Genomic DNA, 16,371 nt, shown 5'->3' with positions numbered 1-16,371 from the left:
TGGACGGCGAATCGGTGGCATGTGCCGACGCGCTCCGGACATGCGCGCAAACCCGCTGGAGACGCATCCTGATCGGGTAATCTGTGCGGCTTCCAGCCCCCTCGACACGCCGATGACGACCGCGCAGACCACCAGTGGGCCGATGCCCCGCCAGATCGGCTACATCATCGGCAACGAAGCCTGCGAGCGCTTCAGCTTCTACGGCATGCGCAACATCCTGGTGCCGTTCCTGATCAGTTCGGTGCTGCTGGGCTATCTGCCGCAGGGCGCAGACCGGGACGCGGCGGCGAAGGACATCTTCCATACCTTCGTCATCGGCGTGTACTTCTTCCCGCTGCTCGGCGGGTGGCTGGCCGACCGCTTCTTCGGCAAGTACCACACCATCCTCTGGTTCTCGCTGATCTACTGCGCCGGCCACGCGTGTCTGGCCGCCTTCGAGAACAATGCGACCGGGTTCTACACCGGTCTGTTCCTGATCGCGCTGGGTTCGGGCGGCATCAAACCACTGGTGGTCTCGTTCTGCGGGGATCAGTTCGACCAGACCAACAAGAGCAAGGCGAAGGTGGTCTTCGACGCCTTCTACTGGATCATCAACTTCGGTTCGTTCTTCGCTTCACTGCTGGCGCCGCTGTTCCTGCGTCATTACGGGCCCGCCGTCGCGTTCGGCATCCCGGGCATCCTGATGTTCATCGCGACCTTCGTGTTCTGGCTGGGCCGCAAGGAATATGTCAACGTGCCGCCGACGCGCCGCGATCCGCACGCGTTCTTCGAAGTGGTCAAGACCGCGCTGCGCACGCGGCGTGCGGGCGAATGGCGGCCGGGTTTCGCCGTGGCCATGGTCGGCGTGGTGTCGGCCGTCGTCATGCTGCTGCTGTGGCTGCTGTCGGCGACGGTGTCGCTGTCGTGGTGGCCGACCCATTTCGGTTTCGTGATCACCGCGTGTCTGGCGCTGGGCGTGATCATCGCGCTGGGCGGCTGGGGCGCGTCGATGCAGCTCGAGCGTGCGCGTGGTCTGCATCCTGACGCGGCCGTCGACGGCGTACGCGCGGTGCTGCGCATCCTCATCGTGTTCGCACTGGTGACTCCGTTCTGGTCGTTGTTCGACCAGAAGGCCTCGACCTGGATCATCCAGGGCCGCGAGATGGTGATTCCACACGCGTCGGCGTGGTGGCCCAGCTGGCTGATCCAGGACGCGGCGCAGATGCAGGCGCTCAATCCGTTGCTGGTGATGCTGCTGATCCCCTTCAACAACCTGGTGCTGTACCCGGCGCTGCGTCGCATGGGGTTCGAACCGACCGCGCTGCGGCGCATGGGCTGGGGCATCGCGATCTCCGGCACCTCGTGGATCGTCGCCGGTGGCCTGCAGCTGTGGCTCGACGGCGGCCAGGAGGTCTCGCTCGCGTGGCAGTCGGTGCCGTATCTGCTGCTGACCTTCGGGGAAGTTCTGGTATCGGCGACCGCGCTGGAGTTCGCCTACAGCCAGGCGCCGCAGGCGATGAAGGGCGTGATCATGGCGCTCTGGTATCTCACCAGCACCTTCGGCAGCCTGTGGGTGCTGCTGACCAACGCGGGTGTACGCAACGAGGCGGTCACGGCGTACATCGCCTCGACCGGCATGAGCGAGAACGCCTTCCTGATGTTCTTCTTCGCGGCGTTCGCTTTCGTCGCGGCCCTGGCGTTCGGTCTCTACGCGCGCCGCTATCCCATGCAGGACAACTACCGCGTCGCCTGACGCGGAGGACTTTCGATGAACTTTGGACCCGTCACCCTTTTCCTGATCGCCGTGACCGTACTGGTGTCGTGGCAGGCATTCGAAAAGCCGCAGCTGCTCGGCCGCTTGATCCTCTGGCCGCCGGCCATCGATCGACACAAGCAGTACGACCGGCTGATCGGACACGGCTTCATCCACGCCGACTGGCAGCACCTGCTCTTCAACATGATCACGCTGTTCTTTTTCGGTGCCGGCATCGAGCGCGCGTTCGGTCCCTACATCGGTCCGGTCGGCTTCCTGCTGTTCTACCTGTCGGCGATCCTGGTCGCGATCCTGCCGACGTATCTGCGTCACCGGCATGATCCGAACTACCGCAGTCTCGGCGCATCCGGCGCTGTGTCCGCCGTGCTGTTCGCATCGATCCTGATCAATCCCTGGCAGCTGCTGCTGGTGCTTTTCATTCCGATGCCGGCCATCGTGTTCGGCGTCTGCTACATCGGCTACAGCATCTGGATGGACAAGCGCGGCGGCGACAACATCAATCACAGCGCGCATCTGTGGGGCGCCGGCTACGGCATCCTGTTCACCGTGATCATGGAGCCGCGGATCATCGGCGCGTTCCTCGATCGCCTGATGTCGCCTTCGTTCTGACAACGCGTTTCACGATGACTGCTCACCGCATCTGCATGTAACGCGTGATAATTCTGGCCGCACGTCCAACAACGGAGTGCGACTCATGGCAGTTACGCGAGCGAAAGCCACCGCCCTGCTCAACAAGACGGAAATGGGCCTCTACGACGACAGTCGTGCGAATGCCCTCCGCGATCACAGCGACGCGCGCCTGACCCAACTGGTGTCGCGTGCACGCACGGCGCGCGATCGCGCGCGTGATCTCGAGAAGCGTCAGCGTCTGGCATCGCGCAAGACCAGCGGCAGCAAGTCGGGCCGCACGGGCCTGGCCAATGCACGCACCGGCGAGAAGGCCGAACTGCTGGCCGACATCCTGTCGCGACTCGAAACCCGACAGCGCGATGCGGCCAAGGCCGCGAAGGCATCCGCGAAGACAAAGACCGCGAAGACCGCTGCGTCGAAGCGTGCGCCGGCCAAGGCCGCAAAGGCGGCCGGCAAGACCACGAAGTCAAAGACGGCGGTGACGAAGACTGCGAAGGCCGCAAAGACATCGAAGCCGGCAAAGAAGGTAGCCGCGAAGAAGGCTCCACCATCTGCGGCCGCGGCCAACAGCACCCCGAAGGCTGCGAAGAAGACCGCGAAGGCGACAAAGAAAACCACGAAGGCGGCGAAGCCGTCCGCAGCATCGACACAGGCTGCGAAAAAGCCGGTCGCCAGGACGGCGGCTGCGAAGAAGACCGCCCGAAAGCCGGCAACCAAGCCGGATGCCACAGCCAAGCCTGCCCGTCGCAGTGCCGCGAAGGCCACCCAGGTCAAGGCGCCTGCGGCCAAGGCCGGAAAGAAAGCGGCCGGCCGTGGCAAGCGGGGCATCACGCCGGAACAGGCGCTGGAGAACACGCGCAAGCTGCTCGCACAGCACGAGGCGGAAGCGAAAGCCAGCAAGCCCTGGGAAACACTCGGTACCGAGAGCGCTGCCGTCGACGCGCCCGGCTACCAGTCGCCGCAGGCGCGCTCGAAGGCGCTGGCGTTGCACGAGGCCGAAACCCGGCAGGCGCCGATCAACGGCAGCATCAGTACGCGTGACCGTCGCAACCAGCGCAAGCGTGACCACCAGGGCGGCGAGGGCTGATGGCGTCGCGGGCGCGCACCGGCTGTAGGCCGACGCGTGCCCGTAATGCGGCGTCCACGACTCGGGTGATGCTGCAGCGACATACGCTCGGTCTTGCAGGCGTGCGGCAAGCCTCGACACCGTCGCGTGCCTTTCCTGGTGCGTCAGGCCTATCCAAGCGCGGTGCCGCAGCCTGCGCTGGATGGGCAACTGGAATCCGATTCTGTTGTCAGGAAACTCTGAAATGACATCGCCAGACATCGTCCATACGCGGGCCAGCCACCTGTTCGAGATCACGCTCGACGGGAAGACCGCCCACCTCGAATATCGGGAAGCACAGGGTCGTCTGACGATCCTGCACACCATCGTGCCGCCGGCGCTGGGCGGCCGTGGCCTTGGCGGCGCGCTCGTGGACGCAGCCGTCGCCTACGCGTCGGCCAGTGGTCTGGAACTCCATTCCGAGTGCGACTTCGCGAGCCGGCACATCGCCTCACGGCACAAGGGGACTGACGGGCATGCCAGCGACTAGTGCGCCATTCCGCCCATTCACCTTTTCTTCGGTAATTGCGGTATCGTGCGCGGACTGTTCAAGGCGGGATCACGGTACATCGTGGCTCCGATGCGGTAGATCCAAGTTGAACGCCCGGTTCGCCGGTCGGGACGATCCGCTCCATCGCTTTCGCGTTACCCCTTGCTCGACAGTCGCGACATCCGGACCCAAGCGTCAGCGGATGTCGTGTTCCCATTTAAACTGCTTCAAGGAGTAACACAATGAGCGATCGTCAGAGCGGTACCGTCAAGTGGTTCAACGATGCCAAGGGCTTCGGCTTCATCACCCCGGAAAGCGGCCAGGACCTGTTCGTCCACTTCCGTTCGATCCAGGGCACCGGCTTCAAGTCGCTGCAGGAAGGCCAGAAGGTGACCTTCAAGGTCGTCCAGGGCCAGAAGGGCCTGCAGGCTGACGAAGTTCAGCCCGACTGAGTCGAGCTGCAACTGTAATACCTGGCCCCGGACGGAAACGTCCGGGGCTTTTTGCATCTGGGGTCCGTGATCCGGTGCCATCACGGCGATCGCACGGTCCTCCCATTAGTTTTTCGTTTTTGCCACGTTCTCTGGAGCGACGATGTCCGCACCGATCCGGTCTCTGTATTGCCTGCCGCTGCTCGCGCTGGCGCTGACCGCGTGCCAACGCGATGTGCCGGCCGACGCGCAGGTTCCGGTTGCCACGACGCCTGCGGCCGAAGACGTGCAGCCTCTGGAAGAAACGCCGTCCGAGCTCGAGGACGTCGTCGAGATGGATCCCAAGTTCATCATCGGCATCAGTTATCCGCCGGAAGCCAACCGGTACCCCGGATTGGCCGCCGAACTGCACCGCTACGCGCAGGCCGCGCGTGGGGAGCTGATGGAGGCGGTGGGCGACGGTGCCGTGGTGCAGCCGGGCACGATGTACGACCTGTCGCTGAATTTCAGCACGCTGCTCGATACGCCGGACATGCTCGCGATCGCCGCCGACGGCAGCACCTATACCGGTGGGGCGCACGACAATCCGCTGATCGAACGCTTCGTCTGGCTGGTCCGTGAGCAGAAGCTGTTGACCGCCGAGGCGCTGATCGGTGACGAGGGTGACTGGAAGGCCATTTCCGCCTACGTCCGCGAGCAGCTGCATGCGGCGCTGTCCCAGCGGCTCGACGCCGATGAGGTCGAGCCCGACGAGCGCAGCAGACTCATGCGCTCGGCCGGCCGGATGATCGACGAGGGGTCGGGGCCGGACGTCGCCAACTACCAGCAGTTCGAGCCGATCGGCGGCGCAGGCGGCAAGTTGTCGGGCCTGCGGTTCGTATTCCCGCCGTACCAGGTCGGACCGTATTCCGACGGAATCCAGACCGTCGAGGTGCCCGTGCAGGTGCTGCTGCCGCATGTGGCTGCGGAGTACCGCGACCTCTTCGTGCGCACCTGAGAGCCGCTCAGCCGCTCCAGCCGGTGACCAGCGTGTCCAGCGTCGCTCCGATCTCCGCATCGAGCCGCAGGTCCGCGAGCGCGTCGGCGCGGGTGGTGCCGCCGTTGAGGATTGCGAGCGGCAGGCCCGCATCGGCTGCCGTCCGGGTGAAGCGGAAGCCGGAATAGACCATCAGCGACGAGCCGATGACGAGCATCGCGTCGCTCGCCTGCAGCGCCGCCTGCGCAGCCTGGACCCGGGCCTTGGGGACGTTCTCACCGAAGAACACCACGTCGGGCTTCATCAGACCGCCGCAGCGCAGGCAGTGCGGTGGCACGAACGCCAGTTCGGCGCCCGGGTCGATGTCCGCGTCGCCATCGGGGGCCATCGCCGCCGCACCGGGATGCCATCCCGGATTGTCGGCCTCCAGTCGCGGCTGCAGCGAGTCACGCGGCGTCAGTGCGCCGCACGACAGGCAGAGGGTCTGGTCGAGCCGGCCGTGCAGGTCGATGACCAGACGGCTGCCTGCGGCCTGGTGCAGCCCGTCGACGTTCTGGGTCAGTACCGTGGCGACCGGGCCTTCGCGTTCGAGCACCGCGAGTGCGCGGTGTGCGCGGTTCGGAAGCGCATGCGAGAACTTCGGCCAGCCGACGAAGCTGCGGGCCCAGTAGCGCCGGTAGACCGCCGGATCGCCGGTGAACGCCTGCCAGGTCACCGGCGCCGGGCGCTTCCACGCACCGCTGGCGTCGCGGTAGTCGGGAATCCCCGATCCGGTGCTGATGCCGGCACCGGTGAGCACGAACACCCGACGGAAGGGCCGGAGCCAGTCGCCAAGGCGTTGGCTGGCATCGGTGCTGACGGGGGCGAGGGCGGACATCCGGTCATGCTACCGCGCGCAGTGCTCACGCGGTCCCGTCACAAAAACGCCCGGCGCAAGGCCGGGCGTTTCGGATCACCTGGTGACGCGGGCGATCAGTTCGCCGCTTCGCCCGGATCCGGCGCCAGGCCGCGCTTGATCAGCAATGGCTCGATCTGCGGCTCCGCCCCGGTGAAGTCGAGGAACAGCTGCTTGGCATCCTTGCTGCCGCCACGCGAGAGCAGGGTGCTGCGCAGACGGTCGCCATTGGCGCGGGTCAGGCCCCCGTTCTGCTCGATCCACTGCACCGTGTTCGCGTCGAGGACTTCCGACCAGATGTAGGCGTAGTAGCCGGCCGCATAGCCGCCATTGATGTGGCTGAAATACGGGGTGCGGTAACGCGGCGGCACCGGCGCGTAGTCGAGGCCGGCCGCCTGCAGCGCGGCAGCTTCGGTAGCCATGACCTCGGGGCCTGCCGGCAGCTGGTCGGCGGGGAGCTGGTGGAGGTACTGGTCGAGCATCGCAGCACCCAGATACTCGGTGGTCGCGAATCCCTGGTTGAACTTCGCAGCTGCCTGCACGCGTTCGATCAGTTCGGCCGGCATCGCCGCGCCGGTCTGGTAGTGCTTCGCATAGTTGGCGAGGATCGTCGGCCAGTCGGCCCACATCTCGTTGACCTGCGACGGGAATTCCACGAAGTCACGCGGCACGCTGGTGCCGCTGAAGAACGGGTACTTCACGTCCGAGAACATGCCGTGCAGCGAGTGGCCGAACTCGTGGAACATCGTCGTCACTTCGTCCCAGGTCAGCAGCGTCGGCTGGCCGGCCTGCGGCTTGGGGATGTTCTGGTGGTTGGCGGTGACGGTCAGCGTGCCGTCCAGCTCCGACTGCGACACATAGGAGTTCATCCACGCGCCGCCACGCTTCGACGCACGCGCGTAGGGGTCGAAGATGAAGATCGCGATCTGCGAACCGTCCTCGTCGAACACGTCGTAGGTCCAGGTGTCGGGGTGGTACTTGGGCAGGTCGGTCCGCTCCTTGAGCGTGATGCCGTAGAACTGGTTCGCGGCGAAGAACACGCCGTTCTCCAGCACGTTCTTCATCTCGAAGTACGGCTTGATCTGCGCGTCGTCGAAGCTGTACTTGTCCTGGCGCACCTTCTCCGAGTAGTACGCCCAGTCCCAGGCCTCGAGCTGGAAGCTCGGCTCGCCCTTGGCGGCCTGCTCGCGATCGATCATCGCCTGCAGTTCGGCGGCTTCGAGCTTGGCATTCGCCACCGCTGCCGGCGCGAGCTGGCCGAGCATGCCGTTGACGGCTTCCACGGTGCCGGCGGTCGAATCCTCGAGGATGAAGGTCGCCTGGTTCGGGTAGCCCATCAGGTTGGCGCGCTCGGCGCGCAGCTTGAGGATGTCGGAGATGACCGTCGTGTTGTCGTACTGGTTGCCACGGCTGCCGCGGTTCACCGAGGCCTTGTGGATGCGTTCGCGCAGCCCACGGTCGTTGACCTGCGGCAGCACCGGCTGGCCGGTGGTGTTGAGCAGGGTGATGACGTACTTGCCTTCCAGGCCGCGCGTGGTGGCTTCGGCAGACGCCGCCGCGATCTGCGCCTCGGACAGGCCGTCGAGTTCCTCGAGCGTGTCGACCACGACCGCCGAATCATTGACCTCGTTGAGCACGTTCTGGCTGAAGGTGGTGCCGAGTTTTGCCGACTCGGCGTTGATGCGGCGCATCTCTTCCTTCTGCGCTTCGGTCAGGTTGGCACCGGCGCGGACGAACATCGTGTGGTAACGCTCGACGAGGCGCTTGCCTTCGGCGTCGAGGTCCAGCGAGTCGACGTTCTTGAACAGCGTATCGACGCGGGCGAACAGGGCGGGGTTGAGCATGACCGCATCGCGGTGCGCGGCAAACTTCGGCGCGTAGTCCGCGTCGATCTTCTTGCGGGCGTCGTTGGTGTCGGTGCCGTTGAGGCTGCTGAAGATCACGCGGGCGCGTGACAGGATTTCACCGGACTTCTCCAGCGCGATGATCGTGTTCTCGAAGGTCGGGGCGTCCGGATTGCCGGCGATCGCCTCGATCTCACGCAGGTTCTCGGCCATGCCCGCATCGAAAGCGGGGCCGAAGTGCGCGTCCTGGATCTGGTCGAAGTGCGGATAGCGCAGATCGAGCGTGCTCTCGACGAACAGCGGATTGTCGGCGGGGCGCTGGGCGCTCGCGGCGGGCGTGGCGGTGGCGGTGCCGGTGGACTGCGCGAAAACGGGCAGGGCGGACACGGCGAGGGCCGCGCACAAGGCGACGGCGAGCGGGTGCTTCAGCAAGGGGATTCTCCCGGTGACATGACCCACTAGGCTAGCCGATCGGGTGTGGACGTGGCTCATACCGGACATCCGGACGCGGAATTCCGCGCCCGGACAGGCACTTGCATGCGGAACCCGGGACGGATTGCGAAGGCATGTATCGCGTGTTGCGGGATGCTCGGTCAGACTGCAGATCCGTATTCCAAGCCGGAGCCGCGATGACCAGCGCGTTCGATTTCCAGGCCACCAGCCTCGACGGTTCGCCCCAGCCGCTGTCCGATTACGCCGACCGCGTGTTGCTGATCGTCAATGTCGCCTCGAAATGCGGATTCACCCCGCAGTACACCGGTCTGCAGCAGCTGTGGCGCGACTACCGCGACCGGGGACTGGTGGTGCTGGGCTTTCCCTGCGACCAGTTCGGACATCAGGAACCGGGCGCGGCGGCCGACATCCGGGATTTCTGCGCGCTCAACTACGCGGTCGACTTCCCGATGTCCGCCAAGATCGACGTCAACGGCGCGGACGCGCATCCGCTGTGGACCTGGCTGCAGGCGCAGAAGCGCGGCGTGCTGGGCACGCGTGCGATCAAGTGGAATTTCACCAAGTTCCTGGTGGGGCGTGACGGGCAGGTCATCGACCGGTTCGCGCCGTCGGCCAAGCCGGAGAGTCTGCGCAAGCCGATCGAGGCAGCGTTGGGGTGAGGTATACCGAGCGGCAGCGCGACGATGAACGCGTCACCGCTCACCGCTCACCGGTCGCTGCCGCATCGCTCAAAACCTGCTTCCGAAGGGGAGCGGGATCGAATCGCCCGCGTCGGACTACTTCTCGACGAATGCGCGCTCGAAGACGTACTGGCCCGGCGTGCCGATGCGCGGGGCGGCTTCGAAGCCGCGGGCGTCGAGCAGCTGGCGGAAATCGGCCAGCATCTGCGGGCTGCCGCAGATCATCGCGCGGTCGTGTTCGGCGTCGAGCGGCGGCAGGCCGAGATCGCCGGCCATGCGACCGCTGTCGAGCAGTTCGGTCAGACGGCCACGGTGGCTGCGACCGTTGAAGTCGAAGTCCTCGCGGGTCACCGCCGGGTAGTAGAGCAATTGCTTCGCCATCTGCTCACCGAGGAACTCGTGGTGCGGCAGTTCGTTGACGATGTAGTCGCGGTAGGCCAGATCCTGCGGGGTGCGCACACCGTGAGTCACGATGACCTTGTCGAAGCGCTCGTAGGTCTCGGGATCCTTGATGACCGACAGCCACGGCGCAAAGCCGGTGCCGGTGCCCAGCAGATACAGGTTCCGGCCCGGATGCAGATCGTGGATCAGCAGCGTGCCGGTCGGCTTGCGGCCAATCAGCACCTGGTCGCCTGGTTTGATGTGCTGCAGGCGCGAGGTCAGCGGGCCGTTGTCAACCTTGATGCTGAAGAACTCCAGCTGCTCTTCCCAGTTCGCGCTGGCGATCGAATACGCGCGCAGGATTGGCTTGCCCTCGGTCTCCAGTCCGATCATCACGAACTGGCCGTTCTCGAAGCGAAAGCCATCGTCGCGGGTGGTGGTGAAGCTGAAGTAGGCGTCCGTCCAGTGACGGACGTCCAACACCGTTTCGGTGCCAAAGGCGGCTGACATATGCGGAAGAAGCGACGCGGGAAAGCCGGGCATGATACCAGCGATGAGACCGGTTCTCATTTTGAGCATGCGGGTGGCGCCGGACACGCCGTTCCACCTGCGCCGCGCGCGCAGGTGCTAGCCGCCAGGCGGGCCTAGTTCGGCCCGCGTTCCTCGTTGGGTTTGGCGCGCTTGTCGCCGAGCAACGCGCTGAGCACGATCGCGATGCCGAGCCCGGCGCCGGTCAGGAACAGCAGCAGCGCGATCGCCGGATAGCCGAACAGGCGCGGCCCGCCGGGGTTGTCCATCATCATCGCCGAGGCCAGAATCAGCGCCGCGGTGACGATGCCGGCCGCGATGCGGTTGGCGATCTTGTGCAGGCTCTCGAGCAGGTGCGATTCCTCGAGCCCGGTCAGCCGCACGCGCAGGCGGTTCTCCGACAGCAGCGAGAGCACGTTCGACACCTTGCGCGGCGCGTCGCGCACCAGCTCCTGCATGTCCATCAGTTCGCTGGCGAGATTGGCCGGCGACAGTGACTTGCGCAGGCGCTGGCGCATCATGTTGTTGAGGTGGTCCTCGACGACGCGCTTCATGTTGAGATCGGGATCGAGTGCCTGCACCACCGATTCGAGATGCAGCAGCGTCTTGCCGAGCAGGCTCATCTCCGGCGCCGTGCGCAGGCCGCATGACGTCGCCAACCGCACGAGGTCGAGCATCAGCCGGCCTTCGGTCTGACCCGTCGCGCCGGACTGCGCGGCATAACGCGCGACCAGCTGGCCGACATCGCGGTAGTAGCGCGCCTCGTCGAAATCCTCCAGCCGCGTGCCCATCGCAATGCCTTCTGCCGCGACCTGTTCGCCGCGGCCGTCGACGGCCGCGAACAGCAGTTTCAGCAGGCGTTCGCGCGTGCGGGGCGGCACGTGCGCGACCATGCCCAGATCGAGCAGCGCCAGGCGCCCGTCGCGGGTGAACAGCAGATTGCCCGGATGCGGATCGGCGTGGATCTCACCGTGCACGAACACCTGGTCGAGATAGCCGTGCAGCAGTTCGGTCGCCAGCGGCGCCATGTCGCGCTCGGTGCGCTGCAGGCCGGTGATGTCGGTGACCTTGGTGCCTTCGACGAGTTCCATCGTCAGCACCCGGGCGCGGGTCAGATCCCAGATCGGCTTGGGCACGAACAGCGCGGGATAGGCGACGAAATGCGCGTCGAAGCGGTCGAGGTTCTCCGCTTCCACGCGGTAGTCGAGTTCGGCCAGCAGCGTGCGGCGGAACTCGTGCACCCAGTCGGCGAAGCGGATTCGGCGTCCGACTTCCGTAACGCGGTCCACGCCGCCTGCGAGGCGGGCGAGGGTGTCGAGATCGTCGCGGATCTGTTCGGTGATGCCGGGACGCTGCACCTTCACCGCGACCTTGCGGCCGTCGCGCAGGGTCGCACGGTGCACCTGCGCCAGCGAGGCGGCGCCGATCGGCTTCTCGTCGAAGCTTTCGAATATCTTGCTGATGCGCACGCCCAGTGCGTCTTCGACCGCCTCGTGGATGACCTCGAAAGGCAGGGGCGCCACATCGTCCTGCATGCGTTCCAGCGCGGCGAGATAGGCCGGCGGCACCATGTCAGGCCGTGTCGACAGCGCCTGGCCGATCTTGATGAAGGTCGGTCCCAATGCTTCGAGATCGTCGACGAAGGCTTCGGGCTTGCCCGGTTCGCCCTCGGGCGCTGCGTCCGCCGTGGACGGATCGAACTCGAAACCCGACAACACCCCCGCGCTGCGATACTTCATCAGGAATCGCAGGATCTGCGCGTGACGCGCAAGCGCGCGGCTGGTATCGGTCATTCGGTGCACTCCATTGGTCACCTGCAGCGTACGCAAGCGGCCGTCAACGCCCACTCACGGCTGCGGCGACTGTCGCAGTGCGCTCGCGCGCGAAGGGCGCTCGGGGCAGTACCCCATCGCGCGTGAGCACGCTCCCACGGATACGCCCTCAGCGGTACCCGGCCGCCTGCAATTCGAACAGCTCCGCATAGCGCCCGCCCTGCAGCATCAGCTCGGCATGCGTGCCGCTGGCTTCGATGCGGCCCTGTTCGAGCACGAGGATCCGGTCGGCCATGCGCACGCTGGAGAAACGGTGCGAGATCAGCACGGCGGTGCGGTCTTCCGACAGTTCCTTGAAGCGGCGGAACACTTCGAACTCGCTGCGCGCATCCAGCGCGGCAGTGGGCTCGTCGAGGATCATCACCTGCGCCTCGCGCATGTAGGCGCGGGCGATTGCGATCTTCTGCCACTGGCCGCCCGACAGATCGACGCCGGTCTTGAAACGCCGGCCGATCAGCTGGTCATAGCCACCCGGCAAGCCGGCGATGAGCTCGTCGGCCATCGAGCGGCGTGCTGCGTCCTGGATGCGCGCGTCGTCGCCCATCGCCTCGATGCGCCCGACGCCGATGTTCTCGCCGGCGGTCAGGTGGTAGCGCACGAAGTCCTGGAAGATCACGCCGGTGTTCGCGCGCAGCGCGTCGAGGTCGTAGTCGCGCAGATCGCGCCCGTCGAGCAGGATCCGGCCCTCGTCGGGGTCGTAGAGACGCGCCAGGAGTTTGACCAGCGTGGTCTTGCCCGCGCCGTTCTCACCGACCAGTGCCAGCACTTCGCCAGCCTGCAGTGTGAAATCGAGATGCCGCACTGCCCAACGCTCGGCGCCCGGGTAGCGGAAGCCGACGTTCTCGAACACGAAACCTTCGCGGATCGGCTGCGGAAACGGCACTGGATCGGCAGGCGACGTGATCTCCGGCTCGATCGCGAAGAACGAGAACAGGTCGTCGAGATACAACGCCTGCCCGGCGACCTGCGAGAAACCGACCAGCAGGCTTTCCAGCAACTGGCGCAGGCGGCGGAAGCTGCCGGCCAGAAAGGTCAGGTCGCCGATCGTGAAATCGCCGCGCACCGTGCGCCAGGCGATGTAGGCGTAGGCGACGTAGTAACCCAGCGTGCCGAGCGCAGCCAGCAGCGTGCCCCAGATCGCGCGCCGCCGCGCCAGCGAGCGGTTGGCCAGGAAAAAGCCATCGGCGAGCGTGCGGTAGCGGTCGATCAGGAAACGGTGCAGGCCGAAGATCTTGACCTCTTTGGCGGTCTCCAGACTGGCGCCGGTCTGGCGCACGTATTCCAGCTGGCGGCGCTCGGGCGTCCACTGGAAGTTGAGCGTGTAGCCGAGCGCGTTGAAGTGCGATTCGCCGATGAAGGCCGGGATCAGCGCGATCGCCAGAAGCAGGATCAGCCACGGCGCGTAGACCATCAGGCCGATCGCGAAACTCACCACCGTGATCGCGTCCTGCACCTGGCCGAACAGCTGGCCCATCAGGTTCATGCGGCCCATCGTCTGCCGACGTGCGCGGTCGAGCTTGTCCTGCAGTTCGGGGTCTTCGAAATCCTCGAGATCGAGCGTCGCCGCGTGTTCCATCAGGCGCACGCTGGTCGCATTGGTGAACAGCTCCGACAGCAGATTGTCTGCGTAGCTGACCATGCGGCCGAGCAGATCGGAGCTGATCGCCAGGGCGAACTCCAGCGCGAGCAGCCACGCCAGATGGTCCAGCGCGCCGCCGTGCCAGGCGGTAGCGAGATCGTCGAAGGCCACGCCCGCGCCGACCAGGCGGATCGCCTCGTCGATGATCAGCTTGCCGATGTAGAGCATCACCACCGGCAGGAACGCGCGGATCAGGCGCAGGCCGAGGCTGGTCAGCGTCAGGCCGGGGCTGGTCTGCCAGATCAGTTTCAGGAACGGCCGCAGATTGCGCATCGCGTCGAAGCGTTCGCGCAGGCTGGGGCGTTGCGCGCTCGCGGCGGCGCGCCTGGGGGAGGGTGTCGACATGGGCGATATCGTATGCGCGTGCGGGGCAGGCCGCTGCGACGGTCAGCGCATCGCGTCGGGCGGTTCGCCTTCGCCGCCAGACTGCAGCGCGACCGGCAGCTGCCAGCCGAAGCGCAACGCCATCATCCGCAGGCCGAAACACAGCAGGGCGCCCGCGATCGCGCAGGGCGCGGGCGGCCAGTGCAGCCAGTGTCCGACGGCGACTACGGCCGCGCCGGCCAGCGCCGCAACCGCATAGAGTTCGGCGCGCAGCACCAGCGGCACCTGCGCCATCAGCACGTCGCGGGCGATGCCGCCGCCGATGCCGGTCAACATGCCCAGCGCGGCGGCCATCGGCGGGGCGATGCCGAAATCGAGCGCCTTCTGCGCGCCGACGACGGCGAACAGCGCCAGCCCCATCGCGTCGAACATGCGCACCGGTTGCTGCAGCCGCTCGATCAGCGGCGCCCAGACGAAAGTGATCAGGCCGGCGGCGAGCGTGATCGCCGGATAGCGCCAGTCGCTCAGCGCGGCGACCGGCGTCGCGCCGATCAGCACGTCGCGGGTCATGCCGCCGGCGGTTGCGGCGGCGAAGGCCAGCACCAGCACGCCGAACAGGTCCAGCCGGCGGCGTACGCCGAGCATCGCGCCACTGAGGGCGAAGACGAAGGTGCCGACCAGATCCAGCACGAGTACGAGGATGTCCATCCGCCTAGTGTGCGCGGCGCGCGCCAGGCCTGCAGCCCCGGACGGGGCCGCAGGCGGGCCGATGGCCTAGAATGGGCGGGTTTTCCGCCAGCCTTCGAGCCAGCCGTGACCGCCAGCCATTCCGCTTCTTTCGTGTCGTCGACCCCCGTGTCGATCCGCCAGGACGACTTCATCCAGTCCGTCGCCGACGCCCTGCAGTACATCAGCTACTACCATCCGGTCGACTACATCAAGAACCTCGCCGCCGCCTACGAGCGCGAGGCGTCGCCGGCAGCGAAGGACGCGATCGCGCAGATCCTGATCAATTCGCGCATGTGCGCCGAGGGCCACCGGCCTATCTGCCAGGACACCGGCATCGTCACCGTGTTCCTCGAAGTGGGCATGTCGGTGCGCTGGGATGACGCGACGATGGGCGTCGAGGACATGGTCCACGAGGGCGTGCGCCGCGCGTACAACCATCCGGACAACAAGCTGCGCGCCTCGGTGCTGGCCGATCCCGCCGGCAAGCGCATCAACACCAGGGACAACACGCCGGGCGTGGTCAACGTCAAGATCGTGCCGGGCAACAAAGTTGACGTGATCGTCGCGGCCAAGGGCGGCGGTTCGGAAGCGAAGTCGAAGTTCGCAATGCTCAATCCCTCCGACTCGATCGTCGACTGGGTGCTCAAGACCGTGCCGACGATGGGCGCCGGCTGGTGCCCGCCGGGCATGCTCGGCATCGGCATCGGCGGCACTGCCGAGAAGGCGATGCTGCTGGCCAAGGAAGCGCTGATGGAGCCGATCGACATCGTCGAGCTGCAGGCCCGTGGCGCGTCGAACCGCGCCGAAGAACTGCGTCTTGAGCTCTATGACAAGGTCAATGCGCTCGGCATCGGCGCGCAGGGCCTGGGTGGCCTGACCACGGTGCTCGACATCAAGGTCAAGGATTTCCCGACCCACGCGGCGAATCTGCCGGTCGCGCTGATCCCGAACTGCGCGGCCACGCGCCACGCACATTTCACGCTCGATGGCAGCGGCCCGGTGATGCTCGATCCGCCGTCGCTGGCCGACTGGCCTGAGCTGACCTACAACCCGACCGGCGCGCGCCGCGTCGATCTCGACACGATCACCCCGGAAGAGGTCACGACCTTCAAGCCGGGCGAGGTGCTGCTGCTCAACGGCAAGCTGCTGACCGGCCGCGACGCCGCGCACAAGCGCATGGTCGAGATGCTCGACCGCGGCGAGACGCTGCCGGTCGATCTCAAGGGCCGCTTCATCTATTACGTCGGCCCCGTCGATCCGGTGCGCGACGAAGTCGTCGGCCCCGCGGGCCCGACCACCGCGACGCGCATGGACAAGTTCACCGACCAGATCCTCGAACAGACCGGCCTGCTGGGCATGGTCGGCAAGGCCGAGCGCGGGCCCACCGCGATCGAGGCGATCAAGAAGCACCAGTCGGTGTATCTGATGGCGGTCGGCGGCTCGGCGTATCTGGTGTCGAAGGCGATCAAGGCGGCAAAGGTGCTCGCGTTCGAAGACCTCGGCATGGAAGCGATCTACGAGTTCGAAGTGCAGGACATGCCGGTGACCGTCGCCGTCGATTCGGCCGGCACCTCGGTGCACGAGACCGGTCCAAAAGAGTGGAAGGCGCGCATCGGCGGGATTCCGGTAGTCGAGATCGCCTGATCCACGCGCACCGCCGGCCACATCGCCGGCGGTGCAT

The 16,371-nt window shown here is 66.3% G+C and carries 14 protein-coding genes; 8 read left to right on the top strand and 6 right to left on the bottom strand.

From position 1 onward, the window contains the following. Nucleotides 1–112 precede the first annotated feature (112 nt). The 6 genes from AC3A4E_RS10125 (at nt 113) to AC3A4E_RS10100 (ending at nt 5,406) form a co-directional block, all read left to right on the top strand. Nucleotides 113–1,732, top strand: a complete 1,620-nt coding sequence (locus AC3A4E_RS10125) for a POT-type proton-dependent oligopeptide transporter (protein ID WP_487631353.1) — start codon at nt 113–115, stop codon at nt 1,730–1,732. Between the two features lie 15 nt (nt 1,733–1,747). Beyond that, nucleotides 1,748–2,362: a rhomboid family intramembrane serine protease gene (locus tag AC3A4E_RS10120; protein WP_487631352.1), complete on the top strand. Its 615-nt coding sequence runs from the start codon at nt 1,748–1,750 to the stop codon at nt 2,360–2,362. Between the two features lie 85 nt (nt 2,363–2,447). After that, the gene (locus AC3A4E_RS10115; protein WP_487631351.1) at nt 2,448–3,470 is read left to right on the top strand and encodes a hypothetical protein; all 1,023 of its coding nucleotides are present in this window, start codon (nt 2,448–2,450) and stop codon (nt 3,468–3,470) included. 181 nt (nt 3,471–3,651) lie between these two features. Beyond that, nucleotides 3,652–3,978, top strand: coding sequence for a GNAT family N-acetyltransferase (locus tag AC3A4E_RS10110; protein WP_487631350.1), 327 nt, complete (start codon nt 3,652–3,654; stop codon nt 3,976–3,978). A gap of 242 nt (nt 3,979–4,220) precedes the next feature. After that, complete coding sequence (locus AC3A4E_RS10105) at nt 4,221–4,430, top strand: cold-shock protein (protein WP_487631349.1); 210 nt, start codon at nt 4,221–4,223, stop codon at nt 4,428–4,430. A 142-nt stretch (nt 4,431–4,572) separates the two neighbouring features. Next, nucleotides 4,573–5,406, top strand: a complete 834-nt coding sequence (locus tag AC3A4E_RS10100; protein WP_487631348.1) for an RsiV family protein — start codon at nt 4,573–4,575, stop codon at nt 5,404–5,406. Between the two features lie 7 nt (nt 5,407–5,413). Here AC3A4E_RS10100 and AC3A4E_RS10095 read toward each other — a convergent pair whose 3' ends face one another. Both AC3A4E_RS10095 and AC3A4E_RS10090 read right to left on the bottom strand, forming a co-directional pair. Beyond that, nucleotides 5,414–6,262: an NAD-dependent protein deacetylase gene (locus AC3A4E_RS10095; protein ID WP_487631347.1), complete on the bottom strand. Its 849-nt coding sequence runs from the start codon at nt 6,260–6,262 to the stop codon at nt 5,414–5,416. Nucleotides 6,263–6,357: 95 nt separating this feature from the next. After that, entirely contained in the window at nt 6,358–8,553 is a 2,196-nt protein-coding gene (locus AC3A4E_RS10090) for a M3 family metallopeptidase (protein WP_487632048.1), read from the bottom strand. A 200-nt stretch (nt 8,554–8,753) separates the two neighbouring features. Here AC3A4E_RS10090 and AC3A4E_RS10085 point away from each other — a divergent pair, with 200 nt between their 5' ends. Continuing rightward, entirely contained in the window at nt 8,754–9,236 is a 483-nt protein-coding gene (locus tag AC3A4E_RS10085) for a glutathione peroxidase (RefSeq protein WP_487631346.1), read from the top strand. Nucleotides 9,237–9,353: 117 nt separating this feature from the next. On the opposite strand, the gene AC3A4E_RS10080 is transcribed toward AC3A4E_RS10085, so the two are convergent. The 4 genes from AC3A4E_RS10080 to AC3A4E_RS10065 form a co-directional block, all read right to left on the bottom strand. After that, nucleotides 9,354–10,148, bottom strand: coding sequence for a ferredoxin--NADP reductase (locus AC3A4E_RS10080; protein ID WP_487631345.1), 795 nt, complete (start codon nt 10,146–10,148; stop codon nt 9,354–9,356). 134 nt (nt 10,149–10,282) lie between these two features. Further along, entirely contained in the window at nt 10,283–11,959 is a 1,677-nt protein-coding gene (locus AC3A4E_RS10075) for an ABC1 kinase family protein (RefSeq protein WP_487631344.1), read from the bottom strand. Between the two features lie 148 nt (nt 11,960–12,107). Beyond that, complete coding sequence (locus AC3A4E_RS10070; protein ID WP_487631343.1) at nt 12,108–13,982, bottom strand: ABC transporter ATP-binding protein; 1,875 nt, start codon at nt 13,980–13,982, stop codon at nt 12,108–12,110. A 42-nt stretch (nt 13,983–14,024) separates the two neighbouring features. Next, nucleotides 14,025–14,669 (bottom strand): trimeric intracellular cation channel family protein, encoded by a 645-nt coding sequence (locus AC3A4E_RS10065; RefSeq protein ID WP_487631342.1) that lies wholly within the window; start codon nt 14,667–14,669, stop codon nt 14,025–14,027. 147 nt (nt 14,670–14,816) lie between these two features. On the opposite strand from AC3A4E_RS10065, the gene AC3A4E_RS10060 reads away from it, so the two are divergent. Further along, nucleotides 14,817–16,334 (top strand): fumarate hydratase, encoded by a 1,518-nt coding sequence (locus AC3A4E_RS10060; RefSeq protein WP_487632047.1) that lies wholly within the window; start codon nt 14,817–14,819, stop codon nt 16,332–16,334. Nucleotides 16,335–16,371 lie beyond the last annotated feature (37 nt).

The sequence above is a fragment of the Luteimonas sp. Soil_N_1 genome, from assembly GCF_057656255.1.
Note: the sequence above shows the minus strand (reverse complement) of the source record. Positions and strands in the feature narration are given on the sequence as shown.

Bases quoted from the DNA above. Each gene is read 5' to 3' on its own strand.
- AC3A4E_RS10125 (WP_487631353.1), top strand. From the start codon at position 113: ATGACGACCGCGCAGACCACCAGTGGGCCGATGCCCCGCCAGATCGGC.
- AC3A4E_RS10120 (WP_487631352.1), top strand. From the start codon at position 1,748: ATGAACTTTGGACCCGTCACCCTTTTCCTGATCGCCGTGACCGTACTG.
- AC3A4E_RS10115 (WP_487631351.1), top strand. From the start codon at position 2,448: ATGGCAGTTACGCGAGCGAAAGCCACCGCCCTGCTCAACAAGACGGAA.
- AC3A4E_RS10110 (WP_487631350.1), top strand. From the start codon at position 3,652: ATGGGCAACTGGAATCCGATTCTGTTGTCAGGAAACTCTGAAATGACA.
- AC3A4E_RS10105 (WP_487631349.1), top strand. From the start codon at position 4,221: ATGAGCGATCGTCAGAGCGGTACCGTCAAGTGGTTCAACGATGCCAAG.
- AC3A4E_RS10100 (WP_487631348.1), top strand. From the start codon at position 4,573: ATGTCCGCACCGATCCGGTCTCTGTATTGCCTGCCGCTGCTCGCGCTG.
- AC3A4E_RS10095 (WP_487631347.1), bottom strand. From the start codon at position 6,262: ATGTCCGCCCTCGCCCCCGTCAGCACCGATGCCAGCCAACGCCTTGGC.
- AC3A4E_RS10085 (WP_487631346.1), top strand. From the start codon at position 8,754: ATGACCAGCGCGTTCGATTTCCAGGCCACCAGCCTCGACGGTTCGCCC.
- AC3A4E_RS10080 (WP_487631345.1), bottom strand. From the start codon at position 10,148: ATGTCAGCCGCCTTTGGCACCGAAACGGTGTTGGACGTCCGTCACTGG.
- AC3A4E_RS10075 (WP_487631344.1), bottom strand. From the start codon at position 11,959: ATGACCGATACCAGCCGCGCGCTTGCGCGTCACGCGCAGATCCTGCGA.
- AC3A4E_RS10070 (WP_487631343.1), bottom strand. From the start codon at position 13,982: ATGTCGACACCCTCCCCCAGGCGCGCCGCCGCGAGCGCGCAACGCCCC.
- AC3A4E_RS10065 (WP_487631342.1), bottom strand. From the start codon at position 14,669: ATGGACATCCTCGTACTCGTGCTGGATCTGGTCGGCACCTTCGTCTTC.